The organism is Bacteroides sp. MSK.20.82, from assembly GCF_019052485.1.
In the GTDB taxonomy this organism is placed as follows: Bacteria; Bacteroidota; Bacteroidia; order Bacteroidales; family Bacteroidaceae; genus Bacteroides; species Bacteroides thetaiotaomicron.
Genome location: NZ_JAHQUN010000053.1, coordinates 13,572 through 32,697 on the forward strand (window position 1 = coordinate 13,572; position 19,126 = coordinate 32,697).

At 46.9% G+C, this 19,126-nt stretch carries 7 protein-coding genes; all 7 read left to right on the plus strand.

The features are described 5' to 3' along the window. Positions 1-125: 125 nt before the first annotated feature. Complete coding sequence (locus tag KTR07_RS24260) at positions 126-4,388, plus strand: hybrid sensor histidine kinase/response regulator transcription factor (protein WP_117981235.1); 4,263 nt, start codon at positions 126-128, stop codon at positions 4,386-4,388. 229 nt (positions 4,389-4,617) lie between these two features. Next, a complete protein-coding gene (locus KTR07_RS24265; protein WP_244545777.1) occupies positions 4,618-6,927 on the plus strand; it encodes a LamG domain-containing protein in 2,310 nt (769 codons plus the stop codon). Positions 6,928-6,946: 19 nt separating this feature from the next. Continuing rightward, on the plus strand, positions 6,947-10,030 hold the full coding sequence (locus KTR07_RS24270) for a TonB-dependent receptor (protein ID WP_022471836.1): 3,084 nt from the start codon (positions 6,947-6,949) through the stop codon (positions 10,028-10,030). Positions 10,031-10,042: 12 nt separating this feature from the next. Continuing rightward, the gene (locus KTR07_RS24275) at positions 10,043-11,818 is read left to right on the plus strand and encodes a RagB/SusD family nutrient uptake outer membrane protein (RefSeq protein ID WP_008760650.1); all 1,776 of its coding nucleotides are present in this window, start codon (positions 10,043-10,045) and stop codon (positions 11,816-11,818) included. Between the two features lie 4 nt (positions 11,819-11,822). Next, positions 11,823-14,972 (plus strand): TonB-dependent receptor, encoded by a 3,150-nt coding sequence (locus KTR07_RS24280; protein WP_070750254.1) that lies wholly within the window; start codon positions 11,823-11,825, stop codon positions 14,970-14,972. 25 nt (positions 14,973-14,997) lie between these two features. Then, the gene (locus KTR07_RS24285; protein WP_011107216.1) at positions 14,998-16,803 is read left to right on the plus strand and encodes a RagB/SusD family nutrient uptake outer membrane protein; all 1,806 of its coding nucleotides are present in this window, start codon (positions 14,998-15,000) and stop codon (positions 16,801-16,803) included. Positions 16,804-16,837: 34 nt separating this feature from the next. Next, positions 16,838-18,763 carry an arabinan endo-1,5-alpha-L-arabinosidase gene (locus KTR07_RS24290; protein WP_070750253.1) on the plus strand — a complete coding sequence of 642 codons (1,926 nt, stop codon included), beginning with the start codon at positions 16,838-16,840 and terminating at the stop codon, positions 18,761-18,763. Positions 18,764-19,126 lie beyond the last annotated feature (363 nt).

Genomic DNA, 19,126 nt, shown 5'->3' on the forward strand with positions numbered 1-19,126 from the left:
CCCTATGAAAGGTGGACATACGAACACGATTGGTGGACAATCCGATAATCTGCTGAAAAGAAGCTCTTCCCATTTTTGTGATTGAAGAGATTCTTCTAACTTTGCCCTTATTAATACGTACATATATGAAAAAACACCTACTTATATACCTTATAATATATAGTATCTGTTCACTGGCCGGACAGGTTCGGGCACAGGAACGGTTTGCCGACCGCTATAATATTACGTATGTGACCATGAACGAGGGGCTTCCACATAATTTTATCGACGATTTGTACAAAGACAGCCGGGGGTTTATGTGGATTTCGACTGCCGGAGGCGGGCTTTCCCGTTATGATGGCTATGAGTTTGTAAACTACACTCCCAATAATCACCAATGCAAACTAAAAAGCAACTTTATACGCAATGTCTGTGAAGACGCCTTCCAACGCCTTTGGATCGTCTCCGAAGGGGGAACGGATATTATTGACTTATCTACTTTAAAACCGATTATCCCCCATGACCCGAAAGGGATACTTCCAAAGATACTGGAACTACCGGCTACCCGTATCATGAAAGATACGCAAGGCTGTATCTGGCTTCATTGCGACAACGCCCTTCACCGTATCGAATTCAATGACAAAGGGGAAGTGCAAATCCTGTCTACACTCAGCCCTGTCTATCTGAATGGTCCGGACATTGCTCTGAAAGACATTGACGAGGATGGGAAAATATGGATGGGAAACAATGGAGAAATACGAAAAGTGGCATTAAGTCCGCAAAAGAGACTGGTAACCACTCCCATAGCCGACTGCCTGAAGTTCGAAGCGGGAACTTATATTTCGGATTTCCTCAGCAAAGAGAATGAAGTCTGGATCTCCAGTGACCGCGGACTATTCCGCTATAATAAAACTGGAAATGTGATAAAACGATATGAGCATGATTCCGGCAATCCCTATTCCCTGTCGCAAAATTATCTGACAAATTTAGCTATCACCGATGACAAACAATTAATCGTCGCGACACTACGTGGTATTAATATCTATAACCCGATGACGGATAATTTTGAACGTATAGCCTGTGACCTTCCAAATGGCGGTACCAATCTGCTGAACAGTAACTTTATTAATTGCATATTGACTGATGGAGAACATATCTGGTTCGGTACGGAAACCGGAGGTATCAATCTGTTGAATCCACGGCAACTATCGATACGGAGCTACCGGCATGACAAGGAAAATCCGTCAAGTTTATCCTATAATCCTGTCAATGCAATTTATGAAGATGTATACGGAACCTTATGGGTAGGGACAGTAGAAGGCGGACTGAACAGAAAAGAACGGAACAGCGAAGATTTCACCCATTATACACGTGAACACGGAGGGCTGAGTCACAACTCCGTCAGTGCCCTGACTGCCGATACCGACAATCACTTATGGATAGGTACATGGGGAGGAGGTCTCAATCTGCTTGATCTGAAAGCTCCCCGACAGATACTGGAGGTAATTTCCTCACAGACCGGCGGAGGCTTTCCGATTAACTTTATCGGAGTATTGAATTATGACCCTATTAATGAAGGTATATGGATAGGCGCCAATCAAGGACTCTATTTTTATGATCCGGTAAAAAAGGAAATAACTGCTCCGTTACCGGATAAGGCTGCTGAAAATATTCATGGCTGTATCGGTTCCATTATTGATAAGGAGGGTAAACTTTGGGTCGGTTGTCTGGAAGGGGTTTATATCATCGATCTGCATTCCCGTTCCTCTAAAGGAGAATTCCAGTACAGGCACCTGAACTACAAACTGGACGATCCGTCCTCCCGCCTGATTGAGAAAATAACCTGCTTTTATCAAGGTAAGGACGGTACTTTATGGCTGGGCAGTAACGGATATGGCATTTATCAACGAAAAATCGATGCTCAAGGAAAAGAACAGTTTATCTCTTATAGCACAGCGCAAGGACTACCGAACAATAGTGTTCGGGGAATACTGGAAGATAACAACGGTAACTTATGGATCAGTACCAATAATGGACTCTCCTGTTATCACCAGGCAGAGAATCGTTTCATTAACTATACCATACAGGATGGTCTGATTGACACACAGTTTTATTGGAACGCCTCATGTGGTTCTTCTCATGACTTACTCTATTTCGGCAGTGTAGGCGGATTGGTTGCAATCGAAAGTAATCGTCCGGCGATGTCTCTTCCAGCTGCCAAAGTACGTTTCACCCGCCTGCGGATAGGTAATGAAGAAATATTGCCGGGCAGCGAATACTTGTCGGAAGATATTGCCATAACGACGGAACTGAAACTGCATGAAAAAGAGAAATCTTTCTCACTCGAATTTGCAGCGCTCAACTTTGAATCAAACAATACAGCCATATACAGTTATCGTCTGGTCGGTTTTGACGATAAATGGGTACAGGTTCCGGGCAACCGTCGTTTCGCCAGTTATACGAATTTACCTCCCGGTTCATATACTCTACAGGTCAGATACACTCCTGATGGTGAGAACGAGGGAGAAAACATAACGGAACTGAAGATTACGATTGTACCTTATTTCTATAAGACTGTATGGTTTATTCTATTCATCATCGTATTGTTATCTGTCAGTGTATGGCAATTCTATCAATGGCGCATCCGTAATCTGAAACGGCAGAAAGAATATCTGCACCGCACGGTAGAAGAACGTACTCATGAACTGGAACAGCAAAAGCATCTGTTAGAAAATCAAACGGATGAGCTGTCACGCCAAAACCAGATGCTGATTCAGCAGAATGAGAAAATCACGAGGCAGAAGGCACAACTGATTCGTATGTCCCGTAAAGTGCAGGAATTGACGCTTGACAAGATTTCATTCTTTACGAATATTACCCATGAATTCCGCACTCCGATTACTCTCATTATCGGTCCTATCGAACGTGCGTTGAAATTAAGCTACAATCCGCAAGTCATTGAGCAATTGAACTTCGTGGAACGCAATTCCAAATATCTATTGTCTCTCGTCAATCAGTTGATGGATTTCCGGAAGGTAGAGTCCGGCAAACTGGAGATTGTGAAGACTCGGGGAAATTTTCTGAAATTTATCGATTCACTGATCACTCCGTTTGAAGTATTCGCCCAAGAGCGGAACATTGTGCTCAAACGCTATTACCGGATGGAAATGCCGGAGATCTTGTACGATGAGGAAGCAATGCGTAAGGTGGTCACCAATCTGTTGAGTAACGCTATCAAGTTTACTCCTAACGGGGGAACTGTGTCTCTCTACCTATCTGCTCTTTTCGCCAAAGACAGTGAAAAAGAGACTCTGTATATTTGCGTCAAGGACAGTGGTTCGGGCATCCCTGAGGAAGACCTCAATCGGATTTTCAACCGCTTCTACCAGTCGCAGAATCAAGTGAAATATCCGGTATACGGACAAGCAGGAACAGGCATCGGTTTATACCTCTGCAAACGGATTGTTCAAATGCACGGCGGAGAGATCAAAGCATTCAATAACCGTCATGCGGGATGCTCTTTCCGCATCCTCCTCCCCTTGCAACGAAATGAAAGGAAAGACGAAAAGACAATCATTATTGATCACAACGATTCGTCCGCAACTCCTGTTCAGGATTCCGGCTCTCCAAAAGAGAAAGAGGCTTTAAGTATACTGGTTGTGGAGGATAATGCTGATATGCGGGGATATATCCGGTCTATTCTTCGTGAACAGTATCATGTACTGGAAGCTGCCAATGGCGAAGAAGCATTACATATACTTAATAGTAATCCAATAGACTTTATTATCAGTGATTTGATGATGCCCGTCATGGACGGAATCGAGCTGTCCCGAAGGGTAAAGGAGACATTTGCCATTTCGCATATTCCTTTCCTGATGCTGACCGCCAAAACCTCACAAGAAGCCCGACTGGAAAGCTATCGTATGGGAGTGGACGAATATCTGCTGAAACCTTTTGATGAGACATTATTATTGACCCGTATTCAGAATATTCTGGAGAACCGGAAACGATATCAACGTAAATTTACGCTTGATATGGACGTGGACGTACTTAATATGGAAGAAGAATCCGGTGATAAGAAGTTCCTCAATCAAGTAATGGAAGTTATCAAAGAGAACTACAAGAACTCCTATTTTGAAGTCAGCGATTTTTGTGAAGCCGTCGGAGTAAGCAAAAGCCTGCTGAACAAAAAACTGCAAAACTTAATCGGTCAGTCCGCCGGACAGTTCATCCGGAATTACAGACTGAACATCGCACGGGAATTGATTCTGAAGAATCGGGAAACGAAGAATATGAATATAGCGGAAGTTGCCTACGAAGTAGGATTCAATGATCCCAAATATTTTACAAGATGCTTCACGAAACATTTCAATGTGACACCAAGCGCACTGCTGAATAACGAAGAATAACTGATATAAGGGTTGCTATTATGAAACAATGATAGCAGCCCTTCGTCTTAAAATGAGCTCATTTTAAGAGACATCCGTCCAAGATTATACTCAAAGTGTAAAAAAGACACTTATATAACCGTTTATCCACCTCGAAAATTCATTTGTCCACCTTTAATATACTCATCGGTTGTATTTTTGCGACACTACAACGAGTAGAATTATTGTTGAACCATTAATATCAATATCTATGAAGACAAGGAAATGGCCGTTACTACTTATGGCAATTCTTACCGTTCTCAGCATGAGTTCTTGTCAGGATTGGGGAGAAGCCGATCCACCGGCAGGAAATCAAAAACTTCCGGCAAAGCCGGATACCTCCGCTAAATTAATAGCTGAATTTACATTTGACGAAGATTTCAACTCTACTGCCACCGAAGGCGAAACACCTGTATCGGGGGAAGGTTTTGCATACAGTGCAGATCAGGAGATTCCGGAAATCGTACAGGATGATGAAAGAGAAAGTGGAGTTATGCACGCCAACGGCGGATACCTCCGCATTCCCAACCCTCTTATCGGTGCAGATATCCAGACAGGAGTCTCATTTAGTTTCTTCGTAAAATCTACTAAAACAGACCATACAGGCGCACTGATCTCATTCAGTGACGGAACAAACAAACTGTATTTCACTGCAAATGCTTTTTTGAGCTATACCGGCACAGGAGGCTATCTGGACGTAAATGATCCGGAAGTCAGTGTAACGAACGCAATGCCTTACGGGACATGGCATTATGTTGCCTTGACTTTCACAGAGAAAGGATACGCCATTTATATCGATGGCACCAAGAAATACGATACCAACAACCATGCCAGCATCAGTTCCGGAAAGACAAGGGCTGTGAGCGTAGGTGACTTCGATTATTCCAATATGATCGATTTATTGTCATCTGCGACCTATATATATTTAGGCTATGGTTCGGATACGGAAACAGCCGAAGCCTATTATGATGATCTGAAGATCTGGACAAATACTTTCTCGGACAGCGATGCTCAGGGACCGAATATCGGTAGCGGAATACATGTGCCCGATCCTGTTTATAAAGCTACTTTCGAAACGACTACCGGACTACAGATCATTGGCGGTGGCAGCTTTGTTACAGATGATAATAGCGCCTTCGGAACCGTATTCAAGAATATCCCCGGAGGAATGCGTCAGAATTACTTGTTGCTTCCGGAAGATGTAATGTCACATTCTGCCGAAACGAAGGAAATGTCTATCGGTATGTGGGTGAATGCGAAGGATGCCGGAATCTCATCCACTTATATGTGGTCACCATTATTCAGTGCTCACGGGCAGGCACCGGGCATAGCAGGTACTGCCAATACAGACAACTGGCCTATGTTTGCATTGTATGTAAGAGGAACATTACAACTGAATAATGCCGGATGGTGCAACTTTGATGATGCACAGAATGTAAATGGTACCAATGCTCTATATCATGACGCCACTGACTGGTTAGCCGATCACGGGTGGCATTACTATACAGTAACTCTCACCGCTACTTCCGCCAAAGTATATATGGATGGCGAACTGAAGAACGAATGGCAGGTGGCAGGTACCGGAGATAATAATACAATTGAAGGTGCATTCATTTATGGTGCCAACTACAAATACATCACTTTAGGCGGAAATCAGGCGTTCGACTGGGGCGATCCCGATCCGGGATTCATGTTTGACGACTTCGCAGTCTATAACAAAGAATTGTCTCCGGAACAGATCAAACAGATTATGGAAGACAAGACTTTGGCTCTGCCTACTCCTGTCTACATCAATACCTTTGAAGAAGGAACCGGAGATGCAAAAATCGTAGGTTCGGGCAAAATAGTTTCAGTGGAAGACAAAGGGTTCGGACAAATATTCCAGAATGTAGCCGGTTCTAAAGGCACTAATTATCTGATGTTGCCTCAGGATGCTCTTTCCCACTCCGTAGAATCTCAGGAAGTGAGTATTAGTGTATGGGTGAATGCCAAGAATGCAGGAGCATCGGACGATTATCGCTATTCTCCCCTATTCACGGCATACGGAAACGAGCCGTCGGCAGGATCAGAGAATATATGGCCATTGTTTGTCCTGCAATCCCGCGGACTCGCCCAAATAAACTGTAACGGATGGACAGACTTCACCGCCGCACAAAATGAGAAAGGTGTCAACACCGTTTATTGCTCGGAATATGCAGCAGATGGAATCGTTTGTGAGGAAGACTGGCTGAAGGATCATGAATGGCATCTTTACACAGCCGTTCTCACGTCTACCACCTGTAAAATCTACATTGACGGAGAAGTCGCCAACTCATGGACAGTGTCGGGCAGCGGTGACGGCAATACCATCTCCGGAATATTCACCAACGGTGCAGACTTGAAATACATCTCATTGGGCGGAAACCAGGCATGGACATGGGCTGACCCTGATCCCGGATTTATGTTCGACGACATCGCTATCTACAACAAAGCACTGACAATCGATGAGATACAGGCTATTATGAAAAAGAAAAAGAATTAAACCTTAAAGTTTAGTATACATGAAGAATTTTATACTGATACTCTGCCTCGCCACATTCAGCCAATGGGTGTATGCGCAGAACAAGCAGATCACCGGACGGGTAGTTGATACCAAAGGTGAAGCCGCCATTGGTGCAAGCATACTTGAAAAAGGAACTACAAACGGAACCATTACCGACTTTGACGGTAACTTCAAACTGACGGTCGGACCGAAAGCCGTGTTACAAATCAGTTATATCGGCTATAAGACACAGGAAATTCCTGTAGCCAACAAGACGAAACTGAATATCACTATGGAGGAAGACACGGAAGTGCTGGATGAAGTCGTAGTGGTCGGATACGGTGCGCAGAAGAAAGAAAGTGTGGTAGGTGCCATCTCGCAGGTTTCTTCCAAAGAACTGTTGAAATCTCCGGCAGCCAATATTTCACAAGCGATTGCCGGTAAGATTTCGGGTGTAATCACTTCTCAGACTTCCGGTGCGCCGGGGTCTGATGATATGAAGATTTATATCCGTGGCCGTGCTTCTTTCGCAGGAGACAACCAACCATTGATTCTGGTAGACGGCGTAGAACGTGAGTTCTCACAGATTGCTCCGGATGATATCGAATCGATCTCTACGTTGAAAGATGCTTCCGCTACTGCCGTATATGGTGTACGTGGTGCAAACGGTGTGATGCTGATTACAACGAAGCGTGGTAAAGAACAGAAACCGACCGTCAGCCTGACCGCCAACTGGCAAATACAGTCCCCTACCCGCCAGGATACTTATCTGGATTCTTACAATTCGGTTGTATTGCTGGAAGAAGCGCTGGCTAACGACGGACTGCCTTCTCAATATTCGGCATCCGACATCGAAATGTATAAAAGAGCCTCAGCAGGACAACTCAGCGGAATCGATGCCCTCCTCTACCCGAATGTAGACTGGTATGACACCGTTTTGCGAAACAGTGCACCGGCACAACGCTACAATGTCAATATACAGGGCGGTACCAAACGTATGCGTTACTTTACTTCTGCCGAATATTATAACCAACAGGGATTGTTCAAGGAATTCAGCCAGGACGAATACGGAAACAAGTCGAACTCCAGCTTCAAGCGTTTCGCTTTCCGTGCCAATCTCGACTTCCTGATGACCAAAGACCTGACTCTTTCCGTCAACTTCGGGACACGTTTCGAAGAACGCAGAGGACCGAACTCGAATGAATCGAGAGACGGAACTTACAGTCAGGCATTTTATGAAATGAATCATACACCGGGATGGTTGTTTCCGGTATCCTATACCGTAGGTGAAGGTGAAGACCAGAAGACATTGTACAGCGGCAGCTCACAATACCAGAATAATATCGTGGCACGTTTTGCCAAAGCCGGTTTCTACCGCTCCACCAATACGATCAATGAAACAAATTTCATTGTGGATTATAAGATGGACTGGCTCACCAAAGGGCTGGCAGCAAAAGGAATGGTATCTTTCGACTACGACGCTTACTATATGCGTGCTTTCAATGCCGACTTTGCCACTTATGAGCTGAATGACCGTACTAATTATAATTCAATAGACGCTTATACCCAGTTCAATACGGATACGGAACTTGCTTATCTGGGCAATAACCAGACTACTACTTATAAACTTTATATGGAATTCCAGCTGAACTGGGCACGCAAATTCGGGAAACATGATATCACCGCTATGGCACTGTACAACCAGAATGACTACCGTTATCAGGCAGACCTTGCCGAACGCTACCAAGGACTGGTAGGGCGTGCCACATACGGCTACGACGACCGTTACCTGGCAGAAGTCAACTTCGGCTATAACGGTTCGGAAAACTTCATGCGAGGCAGACGCTTCGGTTTCTTCCCTTCTTTCTCCGTAGGATGGAGAATCAGCAACGAAGCTTTCATGAAAGGAACGGAAGACTGGCTGAACAATCTGAAAATCCGTGCATCCTATGGTGAAGTAGGAAACGATGTATACAAAGTGAATGGCGTAAAACAACGTTTCCTGTATCAGGCAGTGTGGACACAGATAGCCAACGACTATCACTTCGGAACAACCGGATATACCGGTATCTATGAAAGCCAGTACCCTAACTATGCAGTGACTTGGGAGCGTGCTCACAAATACAACCTGGGACTGGAATTTGGTTTATGGAACGGACTGTTGAACGGTAATATCGACGTATTCTACGAAAAGAGAAACGATATCCTGACTCCTTACCTCACCCGTCCGCAATGGGTAGGCGTCAATATGGCTGCCGGCAATCTGGGAGAGACCAACAACAAGGGCTTCGAAATCGAACTGAAACATGCGAACCATATCGGAAAGGACTTTACCTATAATGCAAGTCTGACTTTCTCACACGCCCGCAATGAAATCCGGAACATGGACGAACCCGCCACAAAGACAGCTTATCGCAAACAGGAAGGTCATCCGATCAACCAATACTTCGGTCTGGTGTGCGATGGTTTTGTGACCCAAGCCGACTTGAACAATCCCGATTTTCCGGTTTCTACTTTCGGCAATGTACAGGTAGGTGACCTGAAATACCGTGATATGAACGGAGACGGATTTATCGATAGCCGTGATGAAACATTTATCGGCTATAGCGATGTTCCCGAAAACACTTACGCCTTGTCTCTGGGATGCGAATACAAAGGCATCGGATTCAGCATCATGTTTCAGGGAGTAGATCATGTTTCCAGATATTATGATGCGGAAGCAATGTACGCTTTCGTGAATGGCGGTAAGGTAAAAGAACATCATCTGAACCGCTGGAATCCCAACCAGTCGGAAGCATACAACCTTACCCATGCCAGTTATCCGCTGCTCCATTATGACAGCTACGGCGACCATAACCAGCGTAAAAACTCGTTCTTCCTGAAAAACGGTAACTTCCTTCGTCTGAAGAATATCGAACTAAGCTACTCGCTTCCGGCCCGATGGATCAGAAAAGTAGCCATGAACGAATGCCGCGTCTATGTAAATGCAAACAATCTCATCACGTGGGATAAACTGGATGGTCTTTGCGATCCGGAAAGTGAAGGTTCCAACCGTTACCCAATTATGAAGACTGTGAACTTTGGTGTAAACATTAAATTCTAACAGATATAAGACATGAAAAAGACAATCATATATACCGCCTTTTGGTTGGCAACCGCCGGAATCGCCCTGACTTCCTGTGAAGATATATTCGGTGGTTTTCTGGACAAACAGCCCAGCAACGAACTGACAGAAGAAGAGGTATTCAGCCAATGGACTACTACCCGTGAGTTCCATTTCGATACTTACAACTTCCTGCGCCACGGTGCCTGCCGCATCAACAACTCATGGATGGATGCAGCTACCGACTTAGCCGAAACCAGCTACGCCAGCGGCGGCACGCGTACAAGTTTCAACATCGGTAACTATTATGCCAGCGGTGCCGCCACTGAACTCACCGGCACATGGGAACACTATTACCGGGGTATCCGCAAATGCAATATGCTGTTAAAGAACATCGACGACGTGCCCAAAGCTACGGATGACTCGGAAGAAGCACACGCTACCTATGTGAAACAATACAAGGCGGAAGCTCATTTCCTCCGTGCTTATTTCTACTGGGAAATGTTTCTCCGCTACGGTCCCGTCCCCCTGGTTACAGATGTACTCGATCCGGACGGAGACTTGCTCAGCAACTATACCACCCGCCCTTCCTTGAAAGAATATGTAGTTGACTTCATTCTGAAAGAACTGAAAGATTGCGAAGAAGGATTGATGGATAAAGCTACTTCTGCCGAATCGGGCAACCCCGGACGTATCAGCCAGCCAATGGCACGTGCACTGTATTCACGTGTCATGCTCTACATGGCAAGCGACCGTTTCAGAAGTGAATCGGGTATCAGCTGGCAGCAAGCCGCCGATGCAGCGCAAAGCTTCATGACGGATTACGGAACACTCTACGGACTCTACACGACTGATACCGATCCGAAGACATGCTATACCAACGCCATCCTGAAGAACGCACATGACGAGAAAAATAATGAAACGATCTTCTGGCGTAATGATGTAGCTGTAGGATGGGGAGCGATCTATAACGATACGCCGGTAGGCGAAGGCGGCAACGGAGGTTTGTGCCCGTCACAGAATTTAGTGGATATGTACGATATGGCGAACGGACAGTCTCCTTTCAGCAGTTATGATGAAACCGGCGCCCCTGTTTATAATGGAACAGCCACTCCGGCCATCAACAATGCCAGCGGATACAAGAGCAATGATCCTTACAGCAATCGTGATCCGCGTCTGGCGGCAACCGTGCTCTACAACGGTGTGAACTGGGGTAATGGCATAATTAATGTACTTAAAGGACAACGGGATAACCCGCAAGGAAATGCAAATGCAACGCCGACCGGATACTATACCCGCAAGTATATTCCGGAAGTGATCCTGAACAATAACCATACCGGCAGCAACTACCGTAACTGGATTATCATCCGCTATGCGGAAATCTTATTGAACTATGCAGAAGCCTTGAATGAAGCCGGCGGGTCACGTGCCGACGTACTGAATGCCATCCAGCCTCTCCGCGACCGTGTAGGGATGACTGCCAAACTCACAGACCGCAGCGATCTTCAGACCATTGCCGACCGCCGTAACTTCATCCGCAAGGAACGTACCGTCGAACTCGCTTTTGAAGATCATCGCGCATGGGACGTACGTCGCTGGAATGTAGCGGAAAAAGCATTGGCACGTCCTATCTACGGAATGGAGGTTACCAAGGAAAACGGAAAGTTTGTCTATACACGTAAAGTTGCCCAGAACCGGGTATTTACGGAGAAAATGTATCTCTACCCGATACCGGAAGGAGAAGTATGGAAAACGAATATCGAAAACAACCCGGGTTGGAACAATTAACTGAATGAATATGCAACCGATGAAATTAAATAACATACAGACAGGATTCAAAAGAATCCTATTCACCGTAGCCACAGCTTTCATGCTGGGCAACGGATGGGCGCAAGATGCTAAAGTCCTGAAAGGACGAATCGTAAATGCAGAGGGTGAACCTATCGCAGGTGCGGTGGTCAACGTAGCGGAAGCAAGCCGCATCGCACTCTCGGACAAGGACGGTTTCTTCACTTTGAAGAATGTAAAACCTGCCGACGAGCTTTATGTAAGCAGCGTAGGTTATCTGCCGACAACGGCCATTGCCGACTTCGAAGAGAATTTCAAGATTGTCATGGATGCCGACTTGGATGAATATGCTCATACAACTCCGCTTCCTTTCAACCGCAAACCCAAGAAGTTTGTGACAGAGTCCACCTCCATCGTCACCGGAGAAGAACTGGAAAAACATCCGGTAACCGTTTTGCAGAATGCGTTTACCTCCACTGTCACCGGTGTAGAGACGTATGAGGCGCAATCCGAACCGGGATGGAGTGAAACGGCTATGTATATCCGTGGCATCCGTACCATGAATGCCAGCGCACGCAGTCCGCTGATCATCGTTGACAACGTGGAACGTGACCTCTCATTCCTCGATGCCTACCCTATTGAATCGATTACGATATTGAAGGATGCCGCCGCCACCGCTATCTATGGAATGCGTGGAGCCAACGGCGCAGTACTCGTAACGACCAAACGCGGAGAAACCGGTAAGACTAAAATCAACTTCACACAAGAAGTCGGCTTCCAGACTATTGCCGGAATTCCCGAAAGCCAGAATTCTTATAACTATGCGCTGAGCCGTAATCAGGCACGATACCTGGACGGATTAAGTCCCGAATATTCCGATGAAGACCTGGAATACTACCGTCGTGTCTGCAACGGTGAGCAGTTGGAAGGAATAGCCAAATACAAATACTTCAATACGAACTGGCACGACACCATGCTGCGGGATGCAGCTCCGCAATACCGTACCAACCTGTCTGTCAGCGGTGGTAATGCACGTGCACGCTACTATGTCTCCTTCTCTTATCTCCGCCAGGAAGGTTTGTTCGACACCAAATGGACGGAATGGAACGAAGGATACAGCACACAGGAAGTATTGAACCGTTACAACCTGCGTTCGAACATCGACATCGATGTAAACAAGTTTCTGAATGTATCGATGGACTTGGGCGGACGTATCGACAATATCTCCCAACCGGGCATTGACGTATGGAACCTCTTTACCTGGGGAGCCGGCGAAAATCTTCCGGTGTATCCCGTATTCTGCCCAAACGGTGAATTCTTTATGCCGACCAGCAGCGACAGTAAAAACGGTGCCGCACAAATCGCCGGACGTGGTGTGGAACAGAACCGCCGCCGTAACCTCTATACAACCGTAACGGCTACCGGAAACCTGGATGCCCTCGTTCCCGGACTGAAAGCCAAGATGACGTTCAGTTTCGACTCTTACGAAACATTCCAGAAGGTGCAGCAAGCCGATGTCAATGTCTACTACTATAACTATATGGCTGATGTCAACGACCCGTCGGAATATACATACCAACGCATGAGAACGTACAAAGCATTGCCCAATGCCACCACTTCTCCACGTGACTATTACTATAATCTCAATATGAACGGCGGACTGGCATACGAACATACATTCGGCAAACATGCCGTCAATGCCCAGGCTTTTATCCGTACTTATCAGAATGTAGTACGCGGACAGGAATCATCCAACCGCTACCTCTCTTATAATGCACAGGCTACCTATGTATATAACAACCGGTATATCCTTTCCGGTAATATCTCCCGCATGGGCAGTGATAATTATGCCGACGGCGAACGCTTCGGAACATTCCCCGGCGGTTCCGTGGGATGGGTACTTTCCGAAGAATCATGGCTGAAGAACTCGTTCGTGAATCTCCTGAAACTCCGTGCTTCTTACGGACGGGCGGGACAAGCTGTGACAGGCGTCAGCCGCTACCCGTACCAAGGTACATTCACCGAAGGAGGCGGATATAATTTCGGTACTTCCCAATCTTACACGGAAGGTGTATATGAATCGACAGCCGGCAACAAGAATATCAAATGGGAAATCTCGGATATGGCAAACTTCGGCGTTGACTTTGACTTGTGGAACAAGAAAATCTACGGTTCTGTGGACTTCTTCAAGGAATGGCGTTCCAATATTCTGGTATCCCGTTCCACCGTGCCCGGCTTATTCGGTGTAAACGCTCCGCAAGACTCTTACGGCAAGGCCGAAACGAAAGGTTTTGAGATCACTTTAGGACATAGCAACCGGATCGGTGATTTTGAATACTATATCGACGGTATGCTGACCTTCAACACCAACAAGATCACCGAAATGGATGAACTGACTCCCGATTACGCTTATCAGGCAAGAACCGGCAACCGGATCGACCAAAGCCAGCTCCTGATCTGGAAACAATGGGCCAGTAATCCCGACCTGATTCCGGAGTCGTATGAAGATGCCGTTGCCAATCCTCAGAAATATCCGTGGAACGCTGCCGGTAAATACAAGCTCGGCAATGCCGTATTCCAGGATACGAACGGCGACCGTAAAATAGACAGCTACGACAAAGTACCGACCGGATACACAAATATTCCGGAATTAATCCCGACCATCCGTTTAGGTTTCAGTTGGAAAGGTTTCGACGCACGTGCCGTGCTGACGGCTTATCTGAACCGCACCGTTCCCTGTCGCGAGAATATGGACTATGGTTTCGGCTGGGGAGGTACTTCCACTCATGAAATCACCAACACATGGGGATATTATACCGATGATCCGACAGACCCGCGCAATATCAACGCCAAATATCCGCGTTTGTCTACTTCCTTCAGTGACCTCGACCGGAACTATCCTTACAATGAGTCTACCATCTGGGTAGTCAATGGAGATTTCCTTTCATTGCGCAATGTGGAAGTCGGCTACTCACTTCCTGCACGATTGATTTCTAAAGTCAATATGACGAAATGCCGTCTTTACTTCAGCGGCTACAACCTGTGCAACTGGAGCCATCTGCCTAAAGGCTTTGATCCGGAAAACCCGACCAACTATATCTGGGCATATCCCAAGACACGTTCATTTACGTTCGGTGTGAATATCGGATTCTAATCATTCAATAAAACAGCAAAGAATTATGAAAAGAATATCAACTTATATAGTTACTCTGGTCCTCGCACTCGCAGGCAGTTCGTGCAGCGACTACCTCGACAAAGAGTACGATGCCTCCTTATCTGAAAAGAAAGTGTTCAATAACCAGAACCTGACACGCGAGTTCCTCGCCAACATCTACACGAATCTGCCGGACGGACTGGCGCCACTGTCGGACGACCAGTTCACAGGTGCTTCACGTGACTGTATGACGGATAATGCAGTGACCTGCTGGGGACTTCATTATTATACAAAGATCGGCAGCGACGGATACACCGCCGGCGACCATCCCCTGCTGGGCTTCTGGAACACCGACTTATACGGGATTCGGAAATGTAATATGTTTCTGAAGAACGCCAAGGCATCCGTAGTAGGAAATACGGAGAAAGACGGCGATGACAACCGCCTTTACGACCGTTACTGTGCAGAAGCCAGACTGCTTCGCGCTATCTTCCATTTCGACTTAATCTGCTGGTTCGGCGCTGCCCCTGTCATTGCGGAAGATGAATCCGGCGAACCGATCATCTTCGACTTGTCCGATCCTTCGGCAATGAACATGTTCCGTACTCCCGCTGCCGAAGCACTTGAATGGGTAGCCGACCAATGCGACCAGATCAAAAACCAGCTCCCTTTCCGCTACAGCGATGAAGCATCCAACTGGGGACGTGTCAACGGAGCCGCCGCTTATGCTTTAAAGGCAAGAGCCCTGCTCTACCGTGCTTCCAAACTGAACAATCCGGACGGCAACACCGCATACTGGGCGAATGCGGCGCAGGCAGCAGCCGACTTCATCACTCAGAATAACAAGCAAAGTTACCCTTACCGACTGTACAATACGGGAAATCCAGAGAATGACTATTACGAATGTTTCACGACCAATCCGGTATACAACAATGAAATTATCCTTGCACGCTCTGTATGGAATACCAATCAGGTAGAAAAAGTATTCCTGCCGGTAGGCTTTACCGGTTCTTTCTCCGGAAACGGACGTACCAACCCGACACAGAATCTGGTGGACGCTTACGAAATGAGCAACGGCAAACGGATCGATGAGAACGGCAGTACCTACGATGCCGCCAATCCGTATAAAGACCGTGACCCGCGTCTGGCACAAACCATCTTCTATCAAGGCATGATGTGGGGACGTGCCGACAAAGAAGAAAGACGTGCCATCGACGTACGCTACAACTCGGATGCGGACAAAGGAGTGGATTACACCTCAGCCATGGGAGGCACCTACACCGGATACTATCTGAAAAAGTTCGTGAATAACATTTCCTGCAAAGAACCGGCCACCTATCCTCACGCATGGATGATTTTCCGTTATGGCGAAATTCTGCTGAATGCCGCCGAAGCCTATAATGAAGCGGAAGGTCCTGCCAAGGCATACAGTTACATCAATGAGGTACGCGCCCGTGCCGGTATGCCGGCCTACGCAGATATGTCGCAAAGTGAACTCCGCGAACGTATCCGCAACGAGAGACGCATCGAACTGGCTTTCGAAGATCATCGTTTCTTCGATGTACGCCGCTGGAAACTATATGACAATGTAACCTCTACGGGAGAAACCGGAAAGCCCCGTTACAACCAGTTGCTGAATCTTTATGGAGTGAAGGTCACCGGCAACGCAGATACTCCCTCCTATACCTTCGGACTGGCAGAAACGGTCAATTCACGCACGTTTGTCAATCCCAAGAGTTACTATTTCCCGATACCTGCCAACGAAGTGAAACGGGCACCCAATCTGGGACAGAATCCGGGATGGGACACCGGAAGCGCTTCTAACGAATAAACATCAAAACAATCTAAAAAAGAAAGACTGAGATATGAAATACTTAAAGACCATCTATCTTCTACTCTGTTGCACGCTCGCTCTGGCAGCGTGCAGCGACGACGATGAAAACTCCGCATCAGGAGCTTTAAGCATCACAACGCCGGCATATACGAATGTGGGGTATAACAAAGCAACCTTATCCGCCAATATCAGCGGAACGGAAGGAGTGAATATCGTCAAACGGGGATTCTGCTACGCCACGGCATCCCATCCGGACATTTATGACACGACCTCCGAAGTCAGAGGATCGGAAATCAGTACGACCCTGACCGGCCTGACTCCACAGACGACGTATTACGTAAGAGCCTTTGTCACCCTTTACAACGAAGAGCCCAGATACTCGGAGGAAACTTCTTTCACGACTCCCGCCGAGACACTGAGCGATGAACTGGCAGCGTACGAAGCACCCACGTATGTAGACGACTACACAAGTTTCTCAGCCTGGAGCAACCGTTATGACTGGAACCTTGCCAACGTACACGACCCTACGGTAATGAAAACCGATGACGGATATTACTATATGTATCAGACAGACGCTTCTTACGGCAACGCGCACAGCGGAAACGGACACTTCCACGCACGGCGTTCCAAAGACCTCGTAAACTGGGAGTACCTGGGAGCAACTATGAGTGAAACGCCCCCGACATGGATCAAAGAAAAGCTGAATGCCTACCGTCAGGAGATGGGACTGGAACCGATTGACAATCCGTCTTACGGATACTGGGCACCTGTTGCACGAAAAGTATCGAACGGAAAATACCGTATGTATTATTCCATCGTAATCACGAACTACATCCAAACCGGAAAACCGGAAATTGAGAACAACGGCAACTTTGACGGTTCATGGACCGAACGCGCGTTTATCGGACTGATGGAAACTTCCGATCCGGCAAGTAATATATGGGAAGACAAAGGATTCGTTGTCTGCTCTGCCAGCGATAAGGGAAAGACGGATTATGGGCGCAGCAGCATCAATGACTGGGAAGGGTATTTTAAAATCAATGCGATCGACCCTACTTATATAATAACGGAAAATGGCGAACACTGGCTGATCTATGGTTCATGGCACAGCGGTATCGCTGCCCTACAGGTAAATCCGGAAGACGGCAAACCGCTGAATGCTTTGGGAAATCCCTGGGACATCACAGGGGAAGACAATTCGGGTTATGGAAAGATAATCGCCACACGTGGCACCAGCCGCTGGCAGGCATCCGAAGGTCCCGAAGTGATCTATCGTGACGGTTATTACTATCTGTTCCTGGCTTACGGTTCACTGTCGGTAGAATATAATACACGTGTCTGCCGTTCCAGAAACATCGACGGCCCTTATGTAGACATACACGGAAATTCCGCTATGGGAAGCGCGCAACTATATCCGATACTGACTGCTCCTTACCGGTTCGACAACAGCTACGGCTGGGTAGGAATTTCCCATTGCGGCATCTTCGATGACGGAGCCGGTAACTGGTTCTATACTTCACAAGGACGTTTCCCCGTGAACGTAGGCGGCAATGAATACTCCAACGCCATCATGATGGGACATGTACGCAGCATCCGCTGGGATGCCAACGGCTGGCCTCTCGTTATGCCCGAACGTTACGGAGCCGTTCCGCAAGCGCCTATCACGGAAAATGAAATAGCCGGAGACTGGGAACATCTGGCATTGACCAACAGTACGGGCACCCAACGAACGTCCGAAACGATGACTTATGATCTCGGTACGCATAAGATAACTTCCGGCAGCTGGAAGAATGCTACATGGACATTTGATGCAGCGACTCAGACCATCACGACAAGCGCCGGAGTAGTACTCTACCTGCAACGTGAAGTCGACTGGGAAGCCAGTCCGCGGACACATACGATTGTGTATGCGGCCCAGGGTAATCAAAAGACATATTGGGGGAAGAAACTCCAATAACCCTCTATAGAAAAATAAATATGTGTTTTGCTGTCACCGTCACAAAGCAGAGCATAACTCACTTATAATGAAGAAGTAAAGCAGTGACAGCAACTAGTGACAGCACTGTGATGGCAATTTTTGCTGTCACAGTGCTGCTATATCTACCGGACTTTGCCGACGGTCATGCGTAGGTCCATTCGTTTCCATATGCCGGAACCAACGGTTCCAAGCGGATGAAACTCTAGTTTCAAGCAGAGGAAACTTTAGTTTCAAACTGAAGAAACTTTAGTTTCAAGCTGGTGAAACTCTGGTTCCAAGCCCCAGAATGATGTGTACTGGTTTTAGTTGACAACTTCGTTTGTTATAACTGAATTAGTTTAC

What these genes read in the sequence shown, in the direction of transcription:
- KTR07_RS24260 (WP_117981235.1), top strand. Translation starts at nt 126, where the DNA reads ATGAAAAAACACCTACTTATATACCTTATAATATATAGTATCTGTTCA.
- KTR07_RS24265 (WP_244545777.1), top strand. Translation starts at nt 4,618, where the DNA reads ATGAAGACAAGGAAATGGCCGTTACTACTTATGGCAATTCTTACCGTT.
- KTR07_RS24270 (WP_022471836.1), top strand. Translation starts at nt 6,947, where the DNA reads ATGAAGAATTTTATACTGATACTCTGCCTCGCCACATTCAGCCAATGG.
- KTR07_RS24275 (WP_008760650.1), top strand. Translation starts at nt 10,043, where the DNA reads ATGAAAAAGACAATCATATATACCGCCTTTTGGTTGGCAACCGCCGGA.
- KTR07_RS24280 (WP_070750254.1), top strand. Translation starts at nt 11,823, where the DNA reads ATGAATATGCAACCGATGAAATTAAATAACATACAGACAGGATTCAAA.
- KTR07_RS24285 (WP_011107216.1), top strand. Translation starts at nt 14,998, where the DNA reads ATGAAAAGAATATCAACTTATATAGTTACTCTGGTCCTCGCACTCGCA.
- KTR07_RS24290 (WP_070750253.1), top strand. Translation starts at nt 16,838, where the DNA reads ATGAAATACTTAAAGACCATCTATCTTCTACTCTGTTGCACGCTCGCT.